Below are 19,863 nucleotides of genomic sequence, written 5' to 3'. Positions count from 1 at the left end.
ATCATTTGGTGCTGGTAATGTGAGTAAAATTACGTCTCAAAACCACAAAAAAGCCGAGTTCTCAAAAACGAGAACATCGGCTCTCTAAAGTTGCTTGTTGGAGCTCATTAGGAGAGATTGAAAATCGAAGAGACAGGATTATTTGACCAACTGTGGAATGTAATCCACGATATTATAAATAGGAGCACTGCTCTGTTGCGTAACGGCCAAAATCAATGCACCTTCGAGCATCGAAATGATAAGTACCGCCAGACTGTGTGCCTTTTCCTCTTCCCAGCCCGAATCCTGAAGGCGCTCCATATAGATGTGCTGCCAATCTGTAAACGTATTCACACAGGCATGACGTAGCGATTCACTAATACAGGAAGTTTCCGCAGCAGCCCAGAAACCAATCGGCATGAAGTCGTTAAAGCCGGTACGGTCTGCCTCCTCAGCTGTATTACGAATAAAATCCTGAATGGCTAATACTGGATTATCATTCCCGTCCAGTGTCTGTTTTAATTTTTGCTTTATAAACTCATTCCCTCTTTTTATGCACTCCAAAGCCAATTCTTCTTTACCACGCGGAAAATAATAATAAAGTGAGCCCTTCGGTGATCCACTCTCCGCAAGAATCTGATTCAGTCCGGTCGCGTGATATCCCTGATGAAAAAAGAGCTTCGATGCGGTTTGTACGATATTCTCGTATGATTCGGGTTTAGCAGCCATATACAGCATCCTTCATTATATAGTAGTTATAACTTATACTTTGACAAAAAAATAACAACATGTTTATTATATATAGACCGATCGTTATAATTCAATACCCATTAATTTATTGGAGGAACAAAAACAACATGAGTACAAAGAGTCAAACAAGTTCACCCTCTGAACCCAAAACGTTCAAGGTGCTACCTATTATGATTGCCCTGCTCCTTAGTGGCTTTATTGGAATGTTCAGTGAAACGGCACTTAACATTGCACTGAATGATTTGATGCAGATTTTGCATATTACAACTGCAACAGCCCAATGGCTGACTACCGCTTATCTGCTGACACTCGGTATTTTAGTACCTGTATCGGGATTGCTGATTCAAACCTTTACGACAAGACAGCTGTTTGTTACGTCGTTGCTGTTCTCAATAGCTGGTTGCCTCGTTGCTGCACTTTCACCTACTTTTTCAGTGCTATTGATCGCTCGTATTCTTCAGGCCATTGGTACAGCGCTGTTATTGCCGTTGATGTTTAACACCATCTTGATCATTTTCCCGGCTGAAAAGAGAGGCGCGGCTATGGGGATCATCGGATTGGTCATTATGTTTGCACCTGCGGTGGGACCTACCATTGCAGGACTGGTACTGCAAAATCTGTCTTGGCACTGGATCTTCTGGATTTCTCTTCCGTTCTTGGTTCTCTCGCTGATTTGCGGTATTTTATTTATGCAAAACGTTTCAAAAACGACCAAGCCTAAAATTGATCTTTTATCTATCCTCCTGTCTTCCATTGGCTTCGGCGGTGTTGTGTTTGGTTTCAGTAAATCTGGAGAAGGTGGCGAAGGTTGGGCTAGCCTGATGGTTCTGCTTCCTGTGATTGTCGGTCTGGTATCGTTGATACTGTTCTCTGTACGTCAGTTGAAGATGAAGCAGCCTATGTTGAACTTGCGTGTGTTTAAATATCCTATGTTCGTGATCGGCGTTATTATGGTGTTCCTATGTATGATGACGATCCTTTCTACGATGCTGATTCTTCCACTCTTTTTGCAAAAGGGGCTGGCTCTGTCTGCTCTAACAGCAGGTTTGGTACTTCTGCCCGGTGGGATTATCAACGGCCTCTTGTCTCCTATTATGGGTTCATTGTTCGATAAATTCGGTCCTAAATGGCTTGTCATTCCAGGACTTGTGATTGTAGCCGCTGTTTTGTTTTTCCTGTCTGGCATTACAACAACATCAACTCTTGTACTCATTATTGTGCTTCATAGCTGCCTAATGATCGGCATTTCCATGATTATGATGCCCGCTCAAACAAACGGCCTAAACCAGCTCCCTATGGATCTATATCCAGATGGAACAGCCATTATGAGTACGCTCCAACAAGTCGCTGGTGCTATCGGTACAGCCGTAGCAGTAAGTATTCTCTCTAAAGGTATGGATGGCTATTTGAGCCAATCCAGTATGCCTGAATCCGTAAATGAAATGGCTAATGCCATGGCTATCGGATCTCAGAATTCATTTTTCTTTGCGATGATCATCAGTGTGATCGGGTTGATCCTTGCGTTTTTCATCCGCAGAGTTCATGTTGAACATGGCACTGCCAAAGCACCCATGCATTAATTCATAAAATTTTTGCCATTCCAAATTAAACATATCTAAATATACTTAAAGGCTGCTAACCATCTCACTATTGGTTATGCAGCCTTTTTTATATGGATTTACATACACATTCATCAATTACATATTTACAAAGCTCCTTCATTTGGTTACGATATGATTTATGAATTAAAGCGTAAAAATTACGATTACTATTAAGGAGGACTCCCTGTTGTTTAAGCGTTCGTATTTTAAACTATTTATACCTGCGGTAATGGCGGTGATGATGGCAGCCTGTGCTTCATCTCCGTCAGCTTCACCCTCTCCATCTGCTGCACCACAAGATAAAAGTGTCACCTTATTGTTTAACGTGCAAAGCCCTTCTATAGATCCTCATTCAGATGTAAATTACACAGCTGTTCGTGCTGGAGTAAGTGAAACACTGATCAAAGTGAACAAGGATCTCAAGCTGGAAGCTTGGCTTACAGAGAAATGGGACAGCAAGGACGGACAGCACTGGACCTTCAACATCCGACCAGGTGTGAACTTCCACAGCGGTAAAGCCGTCAATGCCGCTGCTGTCAAAGCCTCTTTGGAAAGAGCGCTAAAGCTCAATCCATCGGTCAAAAATGCGCTACATATCCGTGATATTCATGCGGATGGACAGATTTTGACCATTACGACAGACAAGCCTTTCCCAGAATTTGTGTCTGAGCTGGTTCATCCGAATACCGCTATTATAGACACCACAGCTACAGATGGCTTCCCATCAGGGACGGGACCGTTCAAGGTTGCCAGCTTCCGTGCTGGAAGTGAACTGAATTTAGATCGCAATGAACAATATTGGAACGGTGAAGTAAAGTTGAAACATGCCAAATTCATGTTTAACGAAGACGCCAATGCACGTCAGCTTGCTTTTCAAGCCAAAACTGCTGATATTGTGTATCGCCCGCCAATTGAAAGCCTGGAGCTATTGAAAGCTGATTCTACCGTTAAGGTTGACTCGCTTCCTAGTTTGCGAACACATCAGCTTATTTACAATATGAACAATAACGATCTGAAAAAGACGGCTGTACGTAAAGCATTTGATAACCTGATTAACCGGGATGAGATCGCCAGTGGTATCATGTCTGGTCAGGGAACCCCTGCTCAAGGCCCGTTCTTGCCCAACTTTCCTTTTTCACCGGAATATATTACGAAACAGTTTGATTTGAATGCTGCCCGAGAAGGCTTCAAGCAAGCTGGATATACAGTACAGAACGGAAAAGTTGCGAACCCCGACGGCAAGCCGCTTCAACTTACATTGCTAACTTACCAGTCGAGAGCGGAGCTTCCACTCATCTCTCAGCTTATTCAGGCTAACGCTAAAGAACTTGGCATTACGATTGATATCCGTCAGGTTGATAATATTGACGAATATCTTGCCGCTCATCAAGATTGGGATTTAGCGACTTATAGTAGCATTACAGCCCCGCGCGGCGATGCAAGCTATTTTCTGAATGCGGCTTACATGCCTGAAGGAGCACTGAATTATGGGCGTGTGCATGTACCGGAACTCACGGGTATGATTTCACAGCTGAACACAACCGTGAATGAGGAACAACGCAACAAGCTGGCGCTGAAGGCTGTCACGCTGATTGACCAAGAAAATCTGCAATCCTTTCTGGTTCATCCAAACAACGTAGTGGCCTATCGCGATTACGTACATAACTGGGAAACTAGCCAAAGTGAATACTACTTGCTGACCCAGAACCTGGATGTAAACTAGCATGTTCAAATCTATCGTCAAAAAGTTTCTTGAACTGGTTTTGTTCTTTCTTATTCTTTCCTTTGTGAGCTTCTGTCTGCTTAAGCTTGTTCCGGGCGATCCCGTCCGGAGCATTCTCCGAGTCGATGATGTAGCTGTGTCCAATCAGCAAATTATGGATATGCGCAGTCAACTGGGGCTGGATCAACCATTGCCTGTGCAATATGGTAAGTGGCTGCTTCAGTTGCTTCAGTTTGATTTTGGACAATCTTATTTAACCCATCGTCCGGTATTCACAGAGTTTATGGAAAAACTGCCCTATACGCTACTGCTGACCGGAGGCTCCCTATTCATTATGTTGCTGATAGCTCTCCCATTGGGAACGATGGCAGCGCTATACCGTAACCGCTGGATTGACAGAGCCAGTCGTGTGTTTGCCTTAATCGGCTCCTCAATTCCCAGCTTTTGGCTGGGGCTTTTGTTTATCGAATGGTTTGCAGTTAAATTGCGCATTTTGCCGTCTATGGGTGAAGGAACCGCTTTTCATTTGGTACTCCCTTCTCTTACCTTGGGATTGGCAATGGCGGCCGTTTATGTACGAATGATCCGGGCAAGTCTGATTGAAAGCTCGGGGCAAGATTTTATCAAAGCGGCGCAAGCGCGTGGAATCAGCCCCATCCGCATTTTTTTCAGGCACATGCTTCGTCACAGTCTAGTTCCGCTCATTACGGTATTCAGTGAGAGTATAGGCAGCCTACTGGGAGGCACAGTCGTAATTGAAGTACTATTCGCCTATCCGGGGCTGGGCAAATGGATTGTGGATGCCATTGCTGCAAGGGATTACCCCATTATTCAGGGCTATACCGTATTTATGGCTGCATTCATTGTATGTATCAACATCTTGGTAGAGTTGTCCTACCGTTGGGTCAATCCTGAAATCGCTTTGAAGGAGAAACGTTTATCATGATAAAATCCGTACATGCGGAAAACGGGCAGCTCACTAGAACACGATTGTCCAAAACTTGGATCGTGTCGCTCTCCATCCTGCTCATTCTTGCAGCAATTACAGTCGTTCCGTTTCTTGCACCGCAAGATCCGTATCGTATCCAGATGGGGAATCGACTACAATCGATCAGCGCTACGCACTGGCTGGGAACGGATCATTTGGGCAGAGATGTACTATCGAGAGTGATAGCTGGGCTTCGGACGACTGTCGGAACCAGTTTGTTGATTTTGGCCGTTTCGCTGGTTGTCGGGGTCCCTCTTGGTCTGCTTTCAGGATTTATTGGAGGCTGGATGGATCGTGTATTCAAACGGGTGGTCGATGCCTTCATGACATTACCTGATTATATTTTTGCCATTGTACTAAGCGGTTTGCTCGGACCAGGCTTAGTAAATCTTATTTTCGCGGTGACTGCGGTAAAATGGGTAGGTTATGCACGGCTGGTGCGTAGTACCGTTCTGGCAGAAAAGCAAAAGGATTACATTTCGTTATCCATACTGGCGGGTACCTCCTCCCTGCGGATTGTCATGCGGCATATTCTCCCCCATGCAATTGGGAATGTTCTTGTGCTGGCTACGCTGGATATCGGCAAAATCATTTTAATGATTGCCTCCCTATCTTTTTTGGGCTTAGGTCCACAGCCGCCAATTCCCGAATGGGGTAGTATGTTGAATGAAGGACGAGCGTATTTTCAAATGGCTCCCCACCTGATGCTGGTTCCAGGGATAGCTGTCGTGCTAACAGTGCTACTGGCGAACGTATTGGGAGACAAACTGCGCGACCGTTATGATGTTAAAACCCGGACAGAGGAGTGAACTGGCACATGCTGACTATTGAAGGCTTAGCGATTCGGACAAATGTAAAAACGATTGTAGAGCAACTGGAGCTTGCCATTCGTCCGGGGGAATGGTGTGCTCTAGCCGGCGAAAGCGGTAGCGGCAAAAGCATGACGGCGTTCGCTATCGGCGGCCTTCTCCCCTCTTCTGTTACAGCGGAAGGAATCATTGCGTGGAAGGACAATAATTTGCTAGCCCTATCCGCTAAACAACGACGTTCTTTGCTTGGTAGTGAAATATCTTACATTTTTCAAGACTACCACGGGGCTTTCACCCCCTTTCTGCGTGTGGGCAGCCAACTGGACGAGCTTATGCGCGCCCATGGCAAACAAGATCGCAAGGCGCGCAAACAACGCTGTATCGAGGTGCTGGAGCGCGTACAGCTTCCCGCCGAGCGCGTGTACCGCAGCTATCCGTTTCAGCTCAGCGGCGGTCAATTGCAACGGGCAGCTATTGCGGCTGCACTGCTACTGGAGCCGAAGTTGCTTATTGCCGACGAGCCTACAACCGCGCTGGATACGCTCACAGCTCATCGGGTGCTCCAGCTCATTGACCAAATCCGGACGGAAACGGGTATTTCCGTCCTGTGGATCACTCACGATCTGCGTCATGTACGCAAGTATGCAGATCGAATCGCAGTGATGCGCAAAGGTTCACTGGTTGAAACTGGTGAAACGCAAGCGGTGCTGAATCATCCGGCCCACCCGTATACTCGTCGTCTATTGGCGGCTATTCCGCCGCTGTCTCCGGGCGCTCCAGCACGTTTACCTTACAACAGCACTGAAGAACAGAACGCAATGGAAAGGAGCGCTTTACATGAATAATCAAGCCGCCTGCGCTCAGCGGCAAGACACGTCTAATCCTGTCGTGACCGTCTCCGGTTTGACGAAGGCTTACGCTGGAGGCAAAACGGTGCTGCAAGATGTTGCTCTGACGATCTCCCCCCGAGAATGTCTGGGCATCGTCGGGGAAAGCGGCAGTGGGAAAAGTACACTCGCTCGCTGTATTTTGACACTGGACCCATTTGATCAAGGTGAGCTTAGACTGGATGGACAGTCTATCCGAGGGCTAAAGCGGAGCGAATTAAAACGGATTCGAAGCAGGCTGGGTGCAGTATTTCAACATCCATCTGCGGCTTTGAACCCCAGACTAACCATCCTGCAATCCCTGCTGGAGCCACTGGACCAGCTTAAGTACTATGTTCCTTCCTTTATGGCGGGTATGTCCTCAGAACGTCGGGATATAGCAGAACATTTGCTTGATATGGTAAAGCTTCCAGCCAGCTATCTGGACAAGTTTCCACATCAGCTCAGCGGTGGGGAAAAGCAGCGTGTAACCATCGCACGTGCCATCAGCACAGAGCCGGATTTTATCGTATTGGACGAGCCAACGGCTAGTTTGGATGTGACTACACAAGCCACCGTTTTAAATCTGCTCAAGGATTTGCAGGATGAACTAGGACTGGCTTATCTGTTTATCTCACATGATCTGGCGGCTGTGCACTTTATGAGTGATCGAATCATGGTCATGAAAGAAGGCAGTGTGCTTGAGCACTTTCCCAAGGAATCATTATTTCACTCGGATCGCCATCCCTATACACAATCATTACTGGAGGTTTTTTCAACATGTTGCCTTCCCACCGAGCCTATCTTGCTTTAGCTATCCCTTTAATTATTTCGACGATTACAACCCCGCTGCTCGGTGCGGTGGATACAGCTGTAATCGGTCATTTGAGCCATTCCGCGTATTTAGGCGGTGTAGCGGTGGGCACTCTTATTTTCAATACTTTATATTGGCTGTTTGGCTTCCTGCGAGTCAGCACATCAGCTTTCACGGCACAAGCCGCGGGGGCACAAAATAACGACCAGAGCATAGCTGCTCTCATGCGCCCACTGGCCATTGCTTTACTCATTGGTGCGGTATTCATTGTATTACAAAAGCCAATTCTGCTAGCTTCTCTTCAGCTAATCCATCCGGCTCAGGATGTGGCGGCGCAGGCAGAAATTTATTTTAACATTCGTATTTGGGGAGCCCCTCTTACATTGGTGAACTATGTGCTGCTAGGCTGGCTGATGGGTTTGTCCCGCGTGAAGGCTACATTGTTTTTGCAAATTTCGATGAATGTGATCAATATGGTATTAGCTATTGTATTTACACAGATCATGCATTGGAATGTCACTGGTGTGGCAAGCGCTACTCTGATTGCAGAAATTCTTGCATGTGTATTGGGTCTGGTCCTGGTGTTCCGCTCATCGATTTGGAAAGAATGGAAGCAAAGCGGACAGATGAATTGGCGAGGTTGGTTTGGAGCTTCAGAGTTGAAAAGTGTCATGGCAACAAACCTTGATCTTATGATCCGTACAGCCTGTCTGCTGACGATGTTTAATCTGTTTACGGCGCGCAGTGCGAGCTTTGGAACCGATCAGTTGGCGGCGAACGCTATTTTGTTGCAGATCCATTATATTATGGCTTACTTTTTTGATGGGTTCGCCAACGCCAGTAGCATCATGACGGGTCAGGCTCGGGGTGCCGGGGATCGAAAAATGCTGCAAAGGGTTATTCACTTGTCCTGGTTCTGGACACTGGTGACCAGCGTAGTGACGGGAGGATTATATTTCGCACTGAAAGAGCCGCTTATCTCGCTATTTACGGATAATGCCACAGTGATTAGTCTTACAGGTCCTTATAATGGATGGCTTGTGGTCTTTCCGCTGGCAGCCGGGCTGGGACTGGTATTCTACGGTGTGTTTACGGGGATGACGGTAACGTATCCGATCCGTAATTCGATGCTGATCTCATTGCTCTGCTTTTTGATCGCTCTCTTCTGGTGCGTTCCCCATTATGGGAATCACGGACTTTGGCTGTCCTTTATCGTGTTTGCACTAGGACGGTCACTGTTTCTTGTAATCTATTTACCTCGCTTGCAGAGGATATAATAGCACCTGATTTATATCGCTCTCAAAAACAAAGGATGTCCCATCCACCATGTACGTGGTGTTGGGACATCCTTTTATTATTTATTCATACGGGTTTATCAGATTAGAAGTTTGCAAAATCCTTTTACTCGCCTTGTGGAACGGTCAAGCCCAGACCATCCGCTACACGACGTCCATATTCAGGATCAGCTTTATAAAAATGACCGATCTGACGCAGTTTGATTTCATCACTTTCTACGGGCTTCATCGCATTTACGATGTTTCGGACCAAACGTGCGCGCTCTTCTTCACTGAGCAAGCGGTACAGGTCGCCCGGCTGTGTGTAGTGATCATGATGATCGTAGGCTACACTTTGCGCTTCGCCAGACACTTCAAAAGGAGCAATTTTGTGCGCAGGTGATTCTTTGGGTCCACCGAGACTATTAGGCTCGTAATAAACAGATCCTCCGCCATTGTTGTCACTGCGTAATGCACCATCACGTTGGTAGTTGTGTACTTCCGCATGCGGACGGTTAATCGGCAACGAGTTATGATTTGCACCTACACGGTAGCGATGTGCGTCGCCGTAGGCAAACAGGCGTCCTTGCAGCATTTTATCCGGGGATGCCTCAATACCAGGAACAAATGAACCCGGAGAGAATGTCGCCTGCTCTACCTCAGCAAAGTAGTTCTCAGGATTGCGATTCAACACCATGCGCCCAACCTCAATCAGCGGATAATCCTTTTGAGACCATACTTTTGTCACATCAAATGGATCAAAGCGATACGTATCTGCATCTTCTACTGGCATAATCTGCACATGAAGTTTCCATGCCGGAAAATCACCTTTTTTGATGGCATTAAACAAATCTTCTGTATGATAATCCGGATTTTCACCGGCAATTTTCGCAGCCAAATCCACATCAAGATTTTGCACACCTTGCTCTGTTTTAAAATGATATTTCACCCATACTGCCTGTCCTTCGGCGTTGACCCACTTGAACGTGTGACTACCGAAACCATGCATATGTCTAAGTGTAGCTGGAATACCGCGGTCAGACATAAGGATACTTACCTGATGCAGCGATTCAGGAGATAAGGACCAGAAATCCCAAACTGCATTCGGGTTTTTCAGATGGGTTTGGGGATGACGTTTTTGCGTATGAATAAAGTCGGGAAATTTAATGGCATCCCGAATAAAAAACACAGGTGTATTATTGCCCACGAGATCATAGTTGCCTTCTTCTGTATAAAACTTCACCGCAAAACCACGTGGGTCGCGTACAGTATCGGACGAGCCCAGCTCACCCGCCACAGTAGAAAAACGGATAAACATCGGTGTACGCTTGCCCACTTCAGACAAGAAGCTTGCTTTTGTATATGCAGACAAATCATTAGTGACTTCAAAATATCCGTGCGCCCCTGCACCTTTTGCATGAACGACACGTTCCGGCACACGCTCCCGGTTAAAATGCGCCAGCTTCTCCAGCAGATGCACATCCTGAATTAGTGTGGGACCCCGTGAGCCTGCTGTGATCGAATTTTGATTATCTCCAACAGGAGCGCCCCAGCTTGTAGTCAGGTTCGTTGGTTGGTTACTCATGATTGAAATCACCTCTTGAATGAATTGGTTAACTATGTGCCTTTCACTATAAATTGCACACAAACAAAAATCAATACTTTTTTATAATTATTATAATCTAGGATTTAGAATTAGTTTAAAATCACAAATAAAAAAGCAAGCCCCATAAGGCTTGCCGTAAATGCAGTACTGTATTTATTCACCAATATATATGTTTCATTTTTACTTTCTATAATGATTACTTTGATCACTTCTCGAAGTTTTACCATTGAGGCTTTCAGATAATATTCATGTAGAATTCATCATAAAATCATAATAGCAGCTGCTTCCTATCAAGAAAATCCAAGATATCCTGAACCGACTGGATTACCTCTCGACCTTCAGTAGATACGATTAGATCAGGTTCCAGCGGTGCTTCATAGGGAGCATCAACCCCCGTAAAATGATGAATTTCTCCGGCACGCGCTTTCTTGTACATTCCTTTTGGATCGCGTCGCTCACATTCCTCCAGGCTGCACTGTATATAAATCTCATAGCAACCTTCCTGCTGTAAAATCTCCTTTACCATTTCACGATCTTCACGATAAGGGGAAATGGTGGCGCAAATCGTTAGAACACCCGCATGTGCCATTAGCTTTGCAACTTCAGCAATACGGCGGATATTTTCTTTACGGTCAGCGGGCAGGAAACCTAGATTCTGATTTAAACCGTGCCGAACATTATCCCCATCCAAAATAAACGTGTGTATGCCTCGTGCGTATAACGCTTTTTCAAGTGTGGAGGATACCGTTGATTTTCCCGAACCAGACAGCCCTGTAAACCAAAGCACCGGACTATTATGGCCATTCAAAAGCTGACGCGCTTGCTTATCAATATCGGACACATGCCAGGTTATATTCGAAGATGGATTCATTCAGCACCTTCCTTTTTCATGAAATATTATAGTAAAACAGTTTTTATGCACTGCCTTCACTTCAAGAAAGAACATTTTTAAAGCTATTTAAAGTATGTTGGTCTGCTTTGCGATCCAACACTGCAAAAACAATCCGGTCAAACAGCAAACCATATCCTTCATCTACAAGCACTTGCTTGAACCAGAGGGCAACCTCTTCTGGCTTATTGCGAAATACTCCGCAACCATAGGCTCCCAGCACAAGATGTTCTACGCCGTTTTGCTTAGCCATTCCAAAAACGTAACGGATCCGCTCCAGCATCACTTCCCCAATCCGATTCACCTGCTCTGGCTCCCGTTCTCGCACAACTCCAGCATTTACAGCAGGTGCGGTCAGGAAGTCGACTTGATATGGCTTCTCCAACAATGTTCCCTGATCATCCCGAAATACCGGAACTTCAGGCGAATAAATCATATAATCTGAATAAAAACAGCTCCGCAGCTTCCGATTATGTCCATACATCTCTTCCATTTGTGAAATGCAAGGATATAATGCTGACGAACGAGCCAAGCTTTCTTCTTGAGCCTGGCTGCCTCCGAGAAATCCACCTCCCGGGTTTTTAGCTGATGCAAAATTCAAACACGCCACGTGGGTCAGCTTCTCCTCTACCTGGAGTCTGTATGCCGCCTGTAACGTGCTTTCTCCCGTAATTTCCAATTTTGCAATAATCGTCTGTTCTTCTATGCGGGAAGAAGACCCCAATATACTTTTTATTCTTTGCTCTGTTTCTTGCTTTACAGCTACCAGTTGAGAAGGTGTATATAACTTCGAGCCTGTGACCGCATTTCCTATCTCTTTTGTCATATTTACTTGAACCTGTTTGATATTCGTGTAATATCCATTCTCCAAAATGGATAGTGTCTCCTGCGCCATATGTGATCGTGCATCCCGGCTACTCCGGGAATTCATTGTATTTATCATGGTGACTATTCCTCCTTTTGCAATACATCCTCACGTAAATTCGTCAATATTTCCCCAAGCCAGTTCGTGCCACGCCATAGCTTGCGGTTCCGTATACGAGCATCGCTCTCAGCTAAGCCTACACCCCAAATGGTGTCGGTTGGACTAGCCTCAACCAGAGTGGTTCCTTTCGTTTTAAGCAGGTGCTTGAGCAAATTCGGATTTTGTGTAAACTTAGCGTAATTACCGTCATATACAAATTGCCGGCAATTGGCCTCCCACAAGGATTGGTCAAATCCGCGCACACTGCGGCCCCGGGCTTTTTGCTCCCTTGGGGTGGGGGCTTGCATAATTTTCAAGGCCGCCTCTTCATCCCCAAAAAGCTGTGCTTTTTTCAACATCATATATTGCTCGGCACAGTTAAACTCCAATCCATCCACGACAAAATCAGAAGGATACCATTGCGAAAATGGCGAATGACTGCGATAAAAAAATGTAAACTTTTCCATGAAGATTCCTCATTTCATATTCCTTATGCTACATAAAACGCGACCGAGGCTTAAATCGGTATAACTTGGACGGACGATGTCCAGCCGCCTTTCTATACTCATTGGTTTCTTCCACGAGATCAGCTATTTTGCGACGAAAAGCTGCGGCCAACAGCTCCTTACCTAGAATAATTTCATACACCTGCTGAAGCTCACTCAGTGTAAATAGAGCTGGCATCAGGTGAAACGCGATATCTGTGTATTCTATTTTGCTGCGCAGACGCTCTATACCGTACGCAATAATTTTGGCATGATCAAAAGCAATTCCTTGTGACTCCAGCACCTCTCGCTTGATTTCAATGGTTCTTCCCTTAAGAATTTCAGTTATTTTTACTTTGGCTGATAGATGGATGTCCCCATGCTTCAATGTGATATCAATGTCTTGTTCCCATGTGTAACCTTCCGGCTGCTTCGTCCGCGTCTCCTGAGCTACGCTGTAATCCAGCTCAAACCATTGGGCATCAGCGGCATCATCCCCCGCCTGTACCTCCAAGGAATCGTGGTCCACCAATGCCATGTAAGCGCAGCTAATTACCCGCATACGAGGATCACGTGCCACATCTCCCCAAGTATATAGCTGCTCCATATAAATCTGATCCACATTCGTTTCCGTTTTAAGCTCGCGTCGTGCAGCCTCTTCCAGACTTTCATCTATACCTACAAAACCACCCGGCAACGCCCATTGCCCTATATACGGATGCTCCCCTCTTTGGATCAAAAGAAGCTGAAGGGTCTTCTCCGGCAGCTTCCGGTAATTTTGTTGGAGCTGATCCATTACCGTAAATAGCAGCATATCTACCGTTACGGATGGGCGCTCATATTCATTCGCATCATACAGGGCCAAGAACTCCTCTTCCGTCAAGCCACTGTGATTATGTTTCGATCCATCTGTCACTTGCCTCACCTACCTGTTCATATATGGGTCATTTGTCGCTTTTAATTCAAAAGTGACGAATGCTCTATGTAACTTTTAATTTGAATCAATTGATAAAAACAAAATGTTAATATCAATACAGTAATATATAAAAACTGCTTCGTCAATAGGGTGTATAGTCCTATTTTTAATCATTTGATAGTACTATTAGACTGTTTACTGAATTTCACTTGTTGCTTATTGTCATATCATGTATGATGTTTTGGTCAATATAGGAAACACAACATACTAATCACGTAGGGAGAAGATCTAATTGTCTAACCAGTTTAATCCGCAATTCAATCAGCAAGGAGCACCATCCAGACCAGCCCCTGTTTACCCGCCTCCTGTATCATTCAAGGAGTGGATGATCAGTTTACTTCTGATGGCTATACCGGTAGTTGGACTTATTATGCTATTTGTGTGGGCATTTAGCGGCTCGACTAATCCGAGCAAAGCTAACTATGCTAAAGCAGGCCTTCTTTGGGCAGCTATTGTAATTGTGATCTATATCATTATGGCTGTTGCTCTGTTGCCTGCCATCATAAGTTCATTGAATTCAAGCAGCTACTATTGATTCTAATTACATAGCAAAATAACCTTCCGATGAATAGCCTGATCATCAGAAGATCTTTAAACTAAACTGCCGATCTCGTCGGCAGTTTTATTTGATTTCTTTTCGCTTTACTCTTTTATTTTCACAGCATAACGATTCATCATTCCCGGCATCCCCTGAAAATCAAGTTTGCCATAAGCGATCAACTGTTGAATCCGGTATTCCAAAAAAGTATCGCTTCTTGGCTGCGACCACTGCGTTAAAGCTTGACCTATTATTTTTCCGGTGTTCACAAATTCCAGATTATCAGCTAACTGTATCTGGCTAATCATATCAAGCATGGCCTTATCCAAATAATCCTCCGGCACATGAACAATACGGTCATTGTCCCATAATCTCAGGACACTATCTTGCTCGCTAAGCTCCAACCACTCCCGTTCGTATCGACGTCGGTCTTCCATACACACCACATAAAGTTCATCTTTACTTCGCTTAATGAACCGTTCGATTTCTTTCGAATGCACCACGCCCATGGATAAAGGGAATGGACTCTCATTATATAAATAATCATCCGGTTCCCGCTCCAAGGTATCCGTGACATTAATGACTCGAATAGGTGTAGCTCTGTTGCGCAAGAGATATAATGCAAAGCGTAATCCAACCTGCTCGTCAGCATTAGAGCCACACCAGATCGTGATCGACTTATCATCCGGAATTTCACTAAGGGTAACCATCATCTGTTCAATACGCTGCTCCCAATTGGCGTAATGGAAAAACTCATAATGCATCATCCGTTCAGCCAACCAGCTGTGACGGTTTTCTTGTCCTTCTGATGTTTCCAACCTCCACAATGGTCCTATGGAAAACTGATCATTAAAAGACAGAACGATACTCTCAAGCCGCAATCCTGCACCGGAAAGTCCTACCTTCATCGAGCCTGCGGCAGACTGAGAAAACAATAGATGCACATGCCTCTCCCGGGTGCGTTCATGCTCCAGACGCTCATTTCGGCTCGTTTCCACATCATTTGCCCACTGTTTCAATATGGGGTTAGCCCATTCAGGATTTTTGTCTGATAAGGCTGCAGCCTGCTCCAGTACACTACGTACAAAACCTCTAAGTCTTCGACCCTTAAAAACCTCATCATAGTCTTCATCAAAATTCGGTTCATTATGAGATAACAACAAATCACTACCTCCTCTTATCAAATTCAATTCAAACTTGTCTTTCGACCAGAAATATCTTTAGAATAGGCGTATAGCTATCACTTCTTACTCTACAATAAAATACCACAGATTGGTTACTCGACTGGAGGAAAATAAATGACATCGGAGTGGCAGAGATTACAGACCAAACTGCCGGAATGGGTAGAACAAAGCCGTCATGAGTATATTCATGGCAAGGTAGCAGCATATATTCCCGAGCTGTCCAAAGCACCAGCCGACGCGCTGGGTATTGTTGTAATGAACGGTGCGGGCGAGACCGTGGTAGCCGGGGATACGGAAATCCAATTTACGATGCAAAGTATCTCAAAGGTATTTACGCTCATTCTGGCCTTGATGGATAATGGAGAGGACGTTGTCTTCTCTAAGGTGGGTATGGAGCCTACCGGAGACCGTTTTAATTCCATGCTAAAGCTAGAACTAGTTGAGCCGGGCATTCCGTTTAACCCACTGATTAACGCCGGAGCAATCGCAGTCTCCTCTCTGATTCGCGGGAACAGTCCAGAAGAGAGATTTGCCCGTGTTCTCCAATTTTTCCGCCTGCTTACCCACAATGACACATTGGAATATGATCAGGATGTCTACGATTCAGAATCAGCTACAGGCCATTTGAACCGTTCCCTTGCTTATTTTCTAATGGAAAAAGGAATTTTAAGAGGTCATGTGGAGGATGTGCTTGAAGTTTATTTCAGACATTGTGCTGTCAAATTGAACTGTACTGATTTAGCTCGTATGGGACTTGTATTAGCTTACAATGGTCGAGATCCAGTGACAGGTATACCGCTGATTCCCCGCCGCTATGTACAGATCGCCAAAACATTTATGACGACATGCGGCATGTATGACGCCTCAGGGGAATTCGCCATTCAAGTCGGACTACCTGCCAAAAGCGGCGTATCAGGCAGTATTATGACGATGGTACCCGGACGATATGGCATTGGACTGGTTGGACCTTCTCTGAACCGTATGGGCAACAGTACAGCTGGTGTACACTTGCTGGAGAAGATGTCTCGGGATTTGGACTGGAGCTTATTCTAAGTATACGAAAAAAGGGTATTCCCAGCCTTTACGGCTTAATAGGAATACCCTTTTTTGTTACGTGCCTTCTTTGTTACGAGATTTGACCGTTAATCAGTTTAATTTGAATGCGGAACGGATCAGCTACATACTTGGCGCCCTCGCGTTCTTGCACTCCATAGCCTGCAGCCTCTAAACGAGCGACAATGGCATCCAATTCCTTCTGATCTGGTACGATCAATTCAAAATAATCCAATCCGGCAGCGTGCTCAGGAGCTGGTGGTGCTCCTTCACCTGCCCATATGTTCAAGCCCATATGGTGGTGGTAACCACCTGCGGAAACGAACAAGGCTGAAGAGCCATACCGGCACGTAATGTCAAAGCCAAGCACATCGCAATAAAATTGCTGTGCTTTGAGCAAATTAGACACATGGAAGTGGACGTGCCCAATTACCGTTCCCTGAGGTAGTCCCTGCCAAGGTAGATTTTCGGAAATCGCAACCAAGTTTTCTGCATCCACGGGATCTGTTCCCATCATGTAAAATCCATTTGCATCCTTTTTCCACTGATCACGGGGACGATCTGCATAGATTTCAATTCCGTTATTATCGGGATCATGGATATATAGGGCTTCACTTACATCATGGTCTCCCTGTCCGATTTCAATCTCATGAGCCAGCAGATTACGCAAAGACAGGCCCAGAGCTACACGGTTTGGGACAAGAATAGCAAAATGATATAACCCGGCAGCAGATTGACGCGGCAGAATAACTGCATTTTCAATATAGTTAAGGATCAGTAGCGCATGCTTCCCATCGACAGTCAATTCGGCGGTATTCGCCGTTTGACGCAGTAGCTGAAAACCAACCACCTCTGTATAAAATTGAATAGAACGCTCCAAGTTACTAACTTTTAATGAAACCTGCCCAATTTTGGTGTTGTCATGTATATGTGCTGTCATGAGATTTCCCTCTTTCTACATGGATTGGAGGACTAAACAATCAAAAATTACTTTTCTGTTGACTCACGACGCCCGAACAAAGAGTCCAGAGACAAGCGAGTCGTTGGTGCAAATACCAGATGAAGAGCTACCAGAATAAAAGCAATATCCAGCTCATAGCCAGCGCCTTGACCATTCCCCATCAATCCGCCGGACAATTTTGCTGTGAAAATAGCGCCGATCAAAACAATAACCAAAAGCCCAGATACATAACGAGTAAGCAATCCAAGAATCAATGCAATCCCGCCGACCAACTCAATCACCGCAACGACATAACCTAGAAATCCTGGAACGCCAATGCTGGAAAACCAGCCTGCCACATTACCCAACCCCATTTGGAATTTAGCAATTCCGTGTGCCAAAAACAAAATTCCCAGCGCCACCCGCATAATTGTAGAAATGTTTTTGCTTGCTGAACTCATGTTTATCTCTCTCCATTCTGTTTGTTTATTACACTCATACAAGTGCATATGAATAATTAATTTATATTACTAATAATTTGGTTAAAAAAATAATACCGTCCCGATCTAAGCTGCAACACATTTGGATGAATCAAACTCAAATTATTAGTAATAGGAATAATTATTTTGTAATGTGAATTTATCATAAGAAACTGTAGTCTGTCAACAAATTATTTGGTATGATAAATATTAAATTAGTATACATTATATTCCCTTAAAGGAGGAACGCTCTATGGGTATAGGATGCAACATACGCGCCGCTCGTAAACGTAAAAATTTATCCATCCAGCAAATATGTGAACGAACCGGACTATCGCAAGGGTTTATGAGTCAAGTAGAAAATAATAAAACCTCCCCTTCCATCGCAACATTGGACAGTATCGCAAATGCGCTTAAGGTTCCCCTTGCTTTTCTGCTTCTTAAAGAAGAGGAACGGATGCAAGTGATTCGCAAGGACGAGCGTCGTAAAACGTTATATGGTAAAAACAACCTCCAGGTTGATCATTTGGGGGGGCAAGGAAACGTTAAAATGATGCTGGTGGACATGCCGCCAGGCTCATCTACAGAAGAGGAGCATGCTCATGCGGGGGATGAAATCCATTTTATCTTGGAGGGCACGGTATACGTGGAGCAAGGCGAGGATTCGGCTACTCTGGAAGCAGGGGATTCCTTTAGCTGGAGAGCAGCTATCCCCCACTATGCCAAAAACGTAGGAGAAAACAACGCACGAATTCTGATCTCCGTGTTTCTCGAAGCAGATAATGACGCTTAATCGATATTTACGCAAGCACGAAGCAACAAAAATACAAATCCTATCGAAAAAAGCGCGTACCGGAAGTATCTTTACTTCAACGATCCGCGCTTCTTATATTTTCATTTGCTATTGCTGCTCTTAACTTATTCCATCGCCTGCTGGACATCTGTACGCGATTCCCACGGTAGCTTGAAGGTTTTCATAATTTGTTTGGTATCGGCCGGGAGTCCAGTTATCGGATCACCAGTAGTACCCAGCAGTTCTTCTTTTTTATCCGTAGTAATACGCCCATAGAAAGTGGTACTGCTGTCTCCCCATCCTGTAGTGAACTCGTAGATCAGCGGCTTATTTATTTTCGGATAAGTTCCCCACTGATTTTTGGCTTTATTCTCCAAAAAACGCCCCAGCGGGTCGTATTCCATTGTAAATTCTTTATCAAAGGGAGCTCCCACATACCCTTGATAGGTGACAATCGGAAAACCGTCCTTCACTTCAACCAGACTCAGCACATCCCCGTTCACTGTAAAATACCGTAATGCTTCACCTTGGGGGAACATGTAAACACTGGACAGAAGCTCAGTGTTAGGACGGTGTGCTTCTATATAAGGATGGACAGAACTTCTGTTTATGCGGATTAACGCTTCGCGTGCTGCCACGAGATCTCCCTCATATATTTGTTCTTTTAGTTTACCGTGAATCGGAGGCTGAATCTGAATCTGTGTATTTGTCTTCTCCAACGTATAACCTAAATCAAGCGAAACATCTCTCAGAGGTATATATACTTCTTTACTTACAACTTCAAAGGTAAGTTGCTGCTGGTTCTTACGTGATCGCTCCTTAAGAACCAAGGGTTCTGCCCACTTTTGTAGCGTGACCTGCTTCTTTTTGACATCCCAATGGTAGGTTGCACCCACAGCTTCGGCGAAAGGTTTAAGCGGAACCATGAGCTTTCCGTCGATCAGTAGAAGCTTAGCCTTGCTGTCTATAGGTTGACCGTTTATAACAATATCTATGAACTGCGTTGATTGAGACGCTATGGCACCCTGTTCAGCAGCTTCGGCAACCGCTTGATGCATTGTGGTCGAGAGTAAGGATAGCATTAACAAGGCGACAAACAATCGCTGAAATTCTGCTCGTTTTAGCTTCATCATCAGTCTCCGTTCACTTAAT

20 protein-coding genes are annotated in these 19,863 nt (G+C 45.0%); 10 read left to right on the top strand and 10 right to left on the bottom strand.

Annotated features, from left to right (window positions below; genetic code table 11):
• Positions 1 to 138 precede the first annotated feature (138 nt).
• The gene (locus tag MHB46_RS01150; protein ID WP_165176873.1) at positions 139 to 708 is read right to left on the bottom strand and encodes a TetR/AcrR family transcriptional regulator; all 570 of its coding nucleotides are present in this window, start codon (positions 706 to 708) and stop codon (positions 139 to 141) included.
• A gap of 128 nt (positions 709 to 836) precedes the next feature.
• Between MHB46_RS01150 and MHB46_RS01145 the strand changes: the two genes are divergently transcribed.
• The 7 genes from MHB46_RS01145 to MHB46_RS01115 all read left to right on the top strand — a co-directional run bounded on the left by MHB46_RS01145 (position 837) and on the right by MHB46_RS01115 (position 8,807).
• Positions 837 to 2,309: a DHA2 family efflux MFS transporter permease subunit gene (locus MHB46_RS01145; protein ID WP_341161330.1), complete on the top strand. Its 1,473-nt coding sequence runs from the start codon at positions 837 to 839 to the stop codon at positions 2,307 to 2,309.
• A gap of 208 nt (positions 2,310 to 2,517) precedes the next feature.
• Positions 2,518 to 4,053, top strand: a complete 1,536-nt coding sequence (nikA, locus tag MHB46_RS01140) for a nickel ABC transporter substrate-binding protein (RefSeq protein ID WP_341161329.1) — start codon at positions 2,518 to 2,520, stop codon at positions 4,051 to 4,053.
• Position 4,054: 1 nt separating this feature from the next.
• Complete coding sequence (gene nikB, locus MHB46_RS01135) at positions 4,055 to 4,999, top strand: nickel ABC transporter permease (protein WP_165176879.1); 945 nt, start codon at positions 4,055 to 4,057, stop codon at positions 4,997 to 4,999.
• Positions 4,996 to 5,850, top strand: coding sequence for a nickel transporter permease (gene nikC, locus MHB46_RS01130; RefSeq protein WP_165176881.1), 855 nt, complete (start codon positions 4,996 to 4,998; stop codon positions 5,848 to 5,850). Before nikB ends, nikC begins: the two co-directional genes overlap by 4 nt.
• 8 nt (positions 5,851 to 5,858) lie before the next feature.
• Complete coding sequence (locus MHB46_RS01125) at positions 5,859 to 6,695, top strand: ABC transporter ATP-binding protein (protein WP_165176883.1); 837 nt, start codon at positions 5,859 to 5,861, stop codon at positions 6,693 to 6,695.
• Positions 6,688 to 7,530 (top strand): ABC transporter ATP-binding protein, encoded by an 843-nt coding sequence (locus MHB46_RS01120; protein ID WP_341161328.1) that lies wholly within the window; start codon positions 6,688 to 6,690, stop codon positions 7,528 to 7,530. Before MHB46_RS01125 ends, MHB46_RS01120 begins: the two co-directional genes overlap by 8 nt.
• A complete protein-coding gene (locus MHB46_RS01115; RefSeq protein ID WP_341161327.1) occupies positions 7,497 to 8,807 on the top strand; it encodes an MATE family efflux transporter in 1,311 nt (436 codons plus the stop codon). The genes MHB46_RS01120 and MHB46_RS01115 overlap by 34 nt, the downstream gene beginning before the upstream one ends.
• Before the next feature lie 124 nt (positions 8,808 to 8,931).
• Here the strand turns inward: MHB46_RS01115 and katA are convergent, their stop codons facing one another.
• The 5 genes from katA to MHB46_RS01090 form a co-directional block, all read right to left on the bottom strand.
• Positions 8,932 to 10,389: a catalase KatA gene (gene katA, locus MHB46_RS01110; protein ID WP_341161326.1), complete on the bottom strand. Its 1,458-nt coding sequence runs from the start codon at positions 10,387 to 10,389 to the stop codon at positions 8,932 to 8,934.
• A gap of 289 nt (positions 10,390 to 10,678) precedes the next feature.
• Complete coding sequence (gene cysC / locus MHB46_RS01105) at positions 10,679 to 11,281, bottom strand: adenylyl-sulfate kinase (RefSeq protein WP_254325560.1); 603 nt, start codon at positions 11,279 to 11,281, stop codon at positions 10,679 to 10,681.
• Positions 11,282 to 11,342: 61 nt separating this feature from the next.
• Positions 11,343 to 12,242 (bottom strand): TIGR02452 family protein, encoded by a 900-nt coding sequence (locus MHB46_RS01100; protein ID WP_341161325.1) that lies wholly within the window; start codon positions 12,240 to 12,242, stop codon positions 11,343 to 11,345.
• Positions 12,243 to 12,247: 5 nt separating this feature from the next.
• On the bottom strand, positions 12,248 to 12,730 hold the full coding sequence (locus MHB46_RS01095; protein ID WP_023988856.1) for an NADAR family protein: 483 nt from the start codon (positions 12,728 to 12,730) through the stop codon (positions 12,248 to 12,250).
• A gap of 28 nt (positions 12,731 to 12,758) precedes the next feature.
• Entirely contained in the window at positions 12,759 to 13,664 is a 906-nt protein-coding gene (locus MHB46_RS01090) for an NUDIX hydrolase (RefSeq protein WP_053325541.1), read from the bottom strand.
• Between the two features lie 292 nt (positions 13,665 to 13,956).
• On the opposite strand from MHB46_RS01090, the gene MHB46_RS01085 reads away from it, so the two are divergent.
• A complete protein-coding gene (locus MHB46_RS01085; RefSeq protein WP_254347401.1) occupies positions 13,957 to 14,259 on the top strand; it encodes a hypothetical protein in 303 nt (100 codons plus the stop codon).
• A gap of 107 nt (positions 14,260 to 14,366) precedes the next feature.
• On the opposite strand, the gene MHB46_RS01080 is transcribed toward MHB46_RS01085, so the two are convergent.
• Positions 14,367 to 15,425 (bottom strand): DUF1835 domain-containing protein, encoded by a 1,059-nt coding sequence (locus tag MHB46_RS01080; RefSeq protein WP_341161324.1) that lies wholly within the window; start codon positions 15,423 to 15,425, stop codon positions 14,367 to 14,369.
• 135 nt (positions 15,426 to 15,560) lie between these two features.
• Here MHB46_RS01080 and glsA point away from each other — a divergent pair, with 135 nt between their 5' ends.
• Positions 15,561 to 16,499: a glutaminase A gene (glsA, locus tag MHB46_RS01075; protein WP_069289638.1), complete on the top strand. Its 939-nt coding sequence runs from the start codon at positions 15,561 to 15,563 to the stop codon at positions 16,497 to 16,499.
• A gap of 73 nt (positions 16,500 to 16,572) precedes the next feature.
• Here the strand turns inward: glsA and MHB46_RS01070 are convergent, their stop codons facing one another.
• The gene (locus MHB46_RS01070) at positions 16,573 to 17,439 is read right to left on the bottom strand and encodes a VOC family protein (protein WP_341161323.1); all 867 of its coding nucleotides are present in this window, start codon (positions 17,437 to 17,439) and stop codon (positions 16,573 to 16,575) included.
• A gap of 47 nt (positions 17,440 to 17,486) precedes the next feature.
• Positions 17,487 to 17,900 carry a DoxX family protein gene (locus MHB46_RS01065; RefSeq protein ID WP_341161322.1) on the bottom strand — a complete coding sequence of 138 codons (414 nt, stop codon included), beginning with the start codon at positions 17,898 to 17,900 and terminating at the stop codon, positions 17,487 to 17,489.
• Positions 17,901 to 18,171: 271 nt separating this feature from the next.
• Here MHB46_RS01065 and MHB46_RS01060 point away from each other — a divergent pair, with 271 nt between their 5' ends.
• A complete protein-coding gene (locus tag MHB46_RS01060; RefSeq protein ID WP_013310428.1) occupies positions 18,172 to 18,711 on the top strand; it encodes a helix-turn-helix domain-containing protein in 540 nt (179 codons plus the stop codon).
• Between the two features lie 125 nt (positions 18,712 to 18,836).
• Here MHB46_RS01060 and MHB46_RS01055 read toward each other — a convergent pair whose 3' ends face one another.
• Entirely contained in the window at positions 18,837 to 19,844 is a 1,008-nt protein-coding gene (locus MHB46_RS01055; RefSeq protein WP_341161321.1) for a copper amine oxidase N-terminal domain-containing protein, read from the bottom strand.
• Between the last annotated feature and the right edge of the window lie 19 nt (positions 19,845 to 19,863).

The organism is Paenibacillus sp. FSL H7-0703 (genome assembly GCF_038003485.1).
In the GTDB taxonomy this organism is placed as follows: Bacteria; Bacillota; Bacilli; order Paenibacillales; family Paenibacillaceae; genus Paenibacillus; species Paenibacillus polymyxa_B.
This window is presented reverse-complemented; position numbering and strand designations above follow the sequence as displayed.

What these genes read in the sequence shown, in the direction of transcription:
- MHB46_RS01150 (WP_165176873.1), bottom strand. Translation starts at nt 708, where the DNA reads ATGGCTGCTAAACCCGAATCATACGAGAATATCGTACAAACCGCATCG.
- MHB46_RS01145 (WP_341161330.1), top strand. Translation starts at nt 837, where the DNA reads ATGAGTACAAAGAGTCAAACAAGTTCACCCTCTGAACCCAAAACGTTC.
- nikB (WP_165176879.1), top strand. Translation starts at nt 4,055, where the DNA reads ATGTTCAAATCTATCGTCAAAAAGTTTCTTGAACTGGTTTTGTTCTTT.
- nikC (WP_165176881.1), top strand. Translation starts at nt 4,996, where the DNA reads ATGATAAAATCCGTACATGCGGAAAACGGGCAGCTCACTAGAACACGA.
- MHB46_RS01125 (WP_165176883.1), top strand. Translation starts at nt 5,859, where the DNA reads ATGCTGACTATTGAAGGCTTAGCGATTCGGACAAATGTAAAAACGATT.
- MHB46_RS01120 (WP_341161328.1), top strand. Translation starts at nt 6,688, where the DNA reads ATGAATAATCAAGCCGCCTGCGCTCAGCGGCAAGACACGTCTAATCCT.
- MHB46_RS01115 (WP_341161327.1), top strand. Translation starts at nt 7,497, where the DNA reads ATGTTGCCTTCCCACCGAGCCTATCTTGCTTTAGCTATCCCTTTAATT.
- katA (WP_341161326.1), bottom strand. Translation starts at nt 10,389, where the DNA reads ATGAGTAACCAACCAACGAACCTGACTACAAGCTGGGGCGCTCCTGTT.
- cysC (WP_254325560.1), bottom strand. Translation starts at nt 11,281, where the DNA reads ATGAATCCATCTTCGAATATAACCTGGCATGTGTCCGATATTGATAAG.
- MHB46_RS01100 (WP_341161325.1), bottom strand. Translation starts at nt 12,242, where the DNA reads ATGATAAATACAATGAATTCCCGGAGTAGCCGGGATGCACGATCACAT.
- MHB46_RS01095 (WP_023988856.1), bottom strand. Translation starts at nt 12,730, where the DNA reads ATGGAAAAGTTTACATTTTTTTATCGCAGTCATTCGCCATTTTCGCAA.
- glsA (WP_069289638.1), top strand. Translation starts at nt 15,561, where the DNA reads ATGACATCGGAGTGGCAGAGATTACAGACCAAACTGCCGGAATGGGTA.
- MHB46_RS01070 (WP_341161323.1), bottom strand. Translation starts at nt 17,439, where the DNA reads ATGACAGCACATATACATGACAACACCAAAATTGGGCAGGTTTCATTA.
- MHB46_RS01065 (WP_341161322.1), bottom strand. Translation starts at nt 17,900, where the DNA reads ATGAGTTCAGCAAGCAAAAACATTTCTACAATTATGCGGGTGGCGCTG.
- MHB46_RS01060 (WP_013310428.1), top strand. Translation starts at nt 18,172, where the DNA reads ATGGGTATAGGATGCAACATACGCGCCGCTCGTAAACGTAAAAATTTA.
- MHB46_RS01055 (WP_341161321.1), bottom strand. Translation starts at nt 19,844, where the DNA reads ATGATGAAGCTAAAACGAGCAGAATTTCAGCGATTGTTTGTCGCCTTG.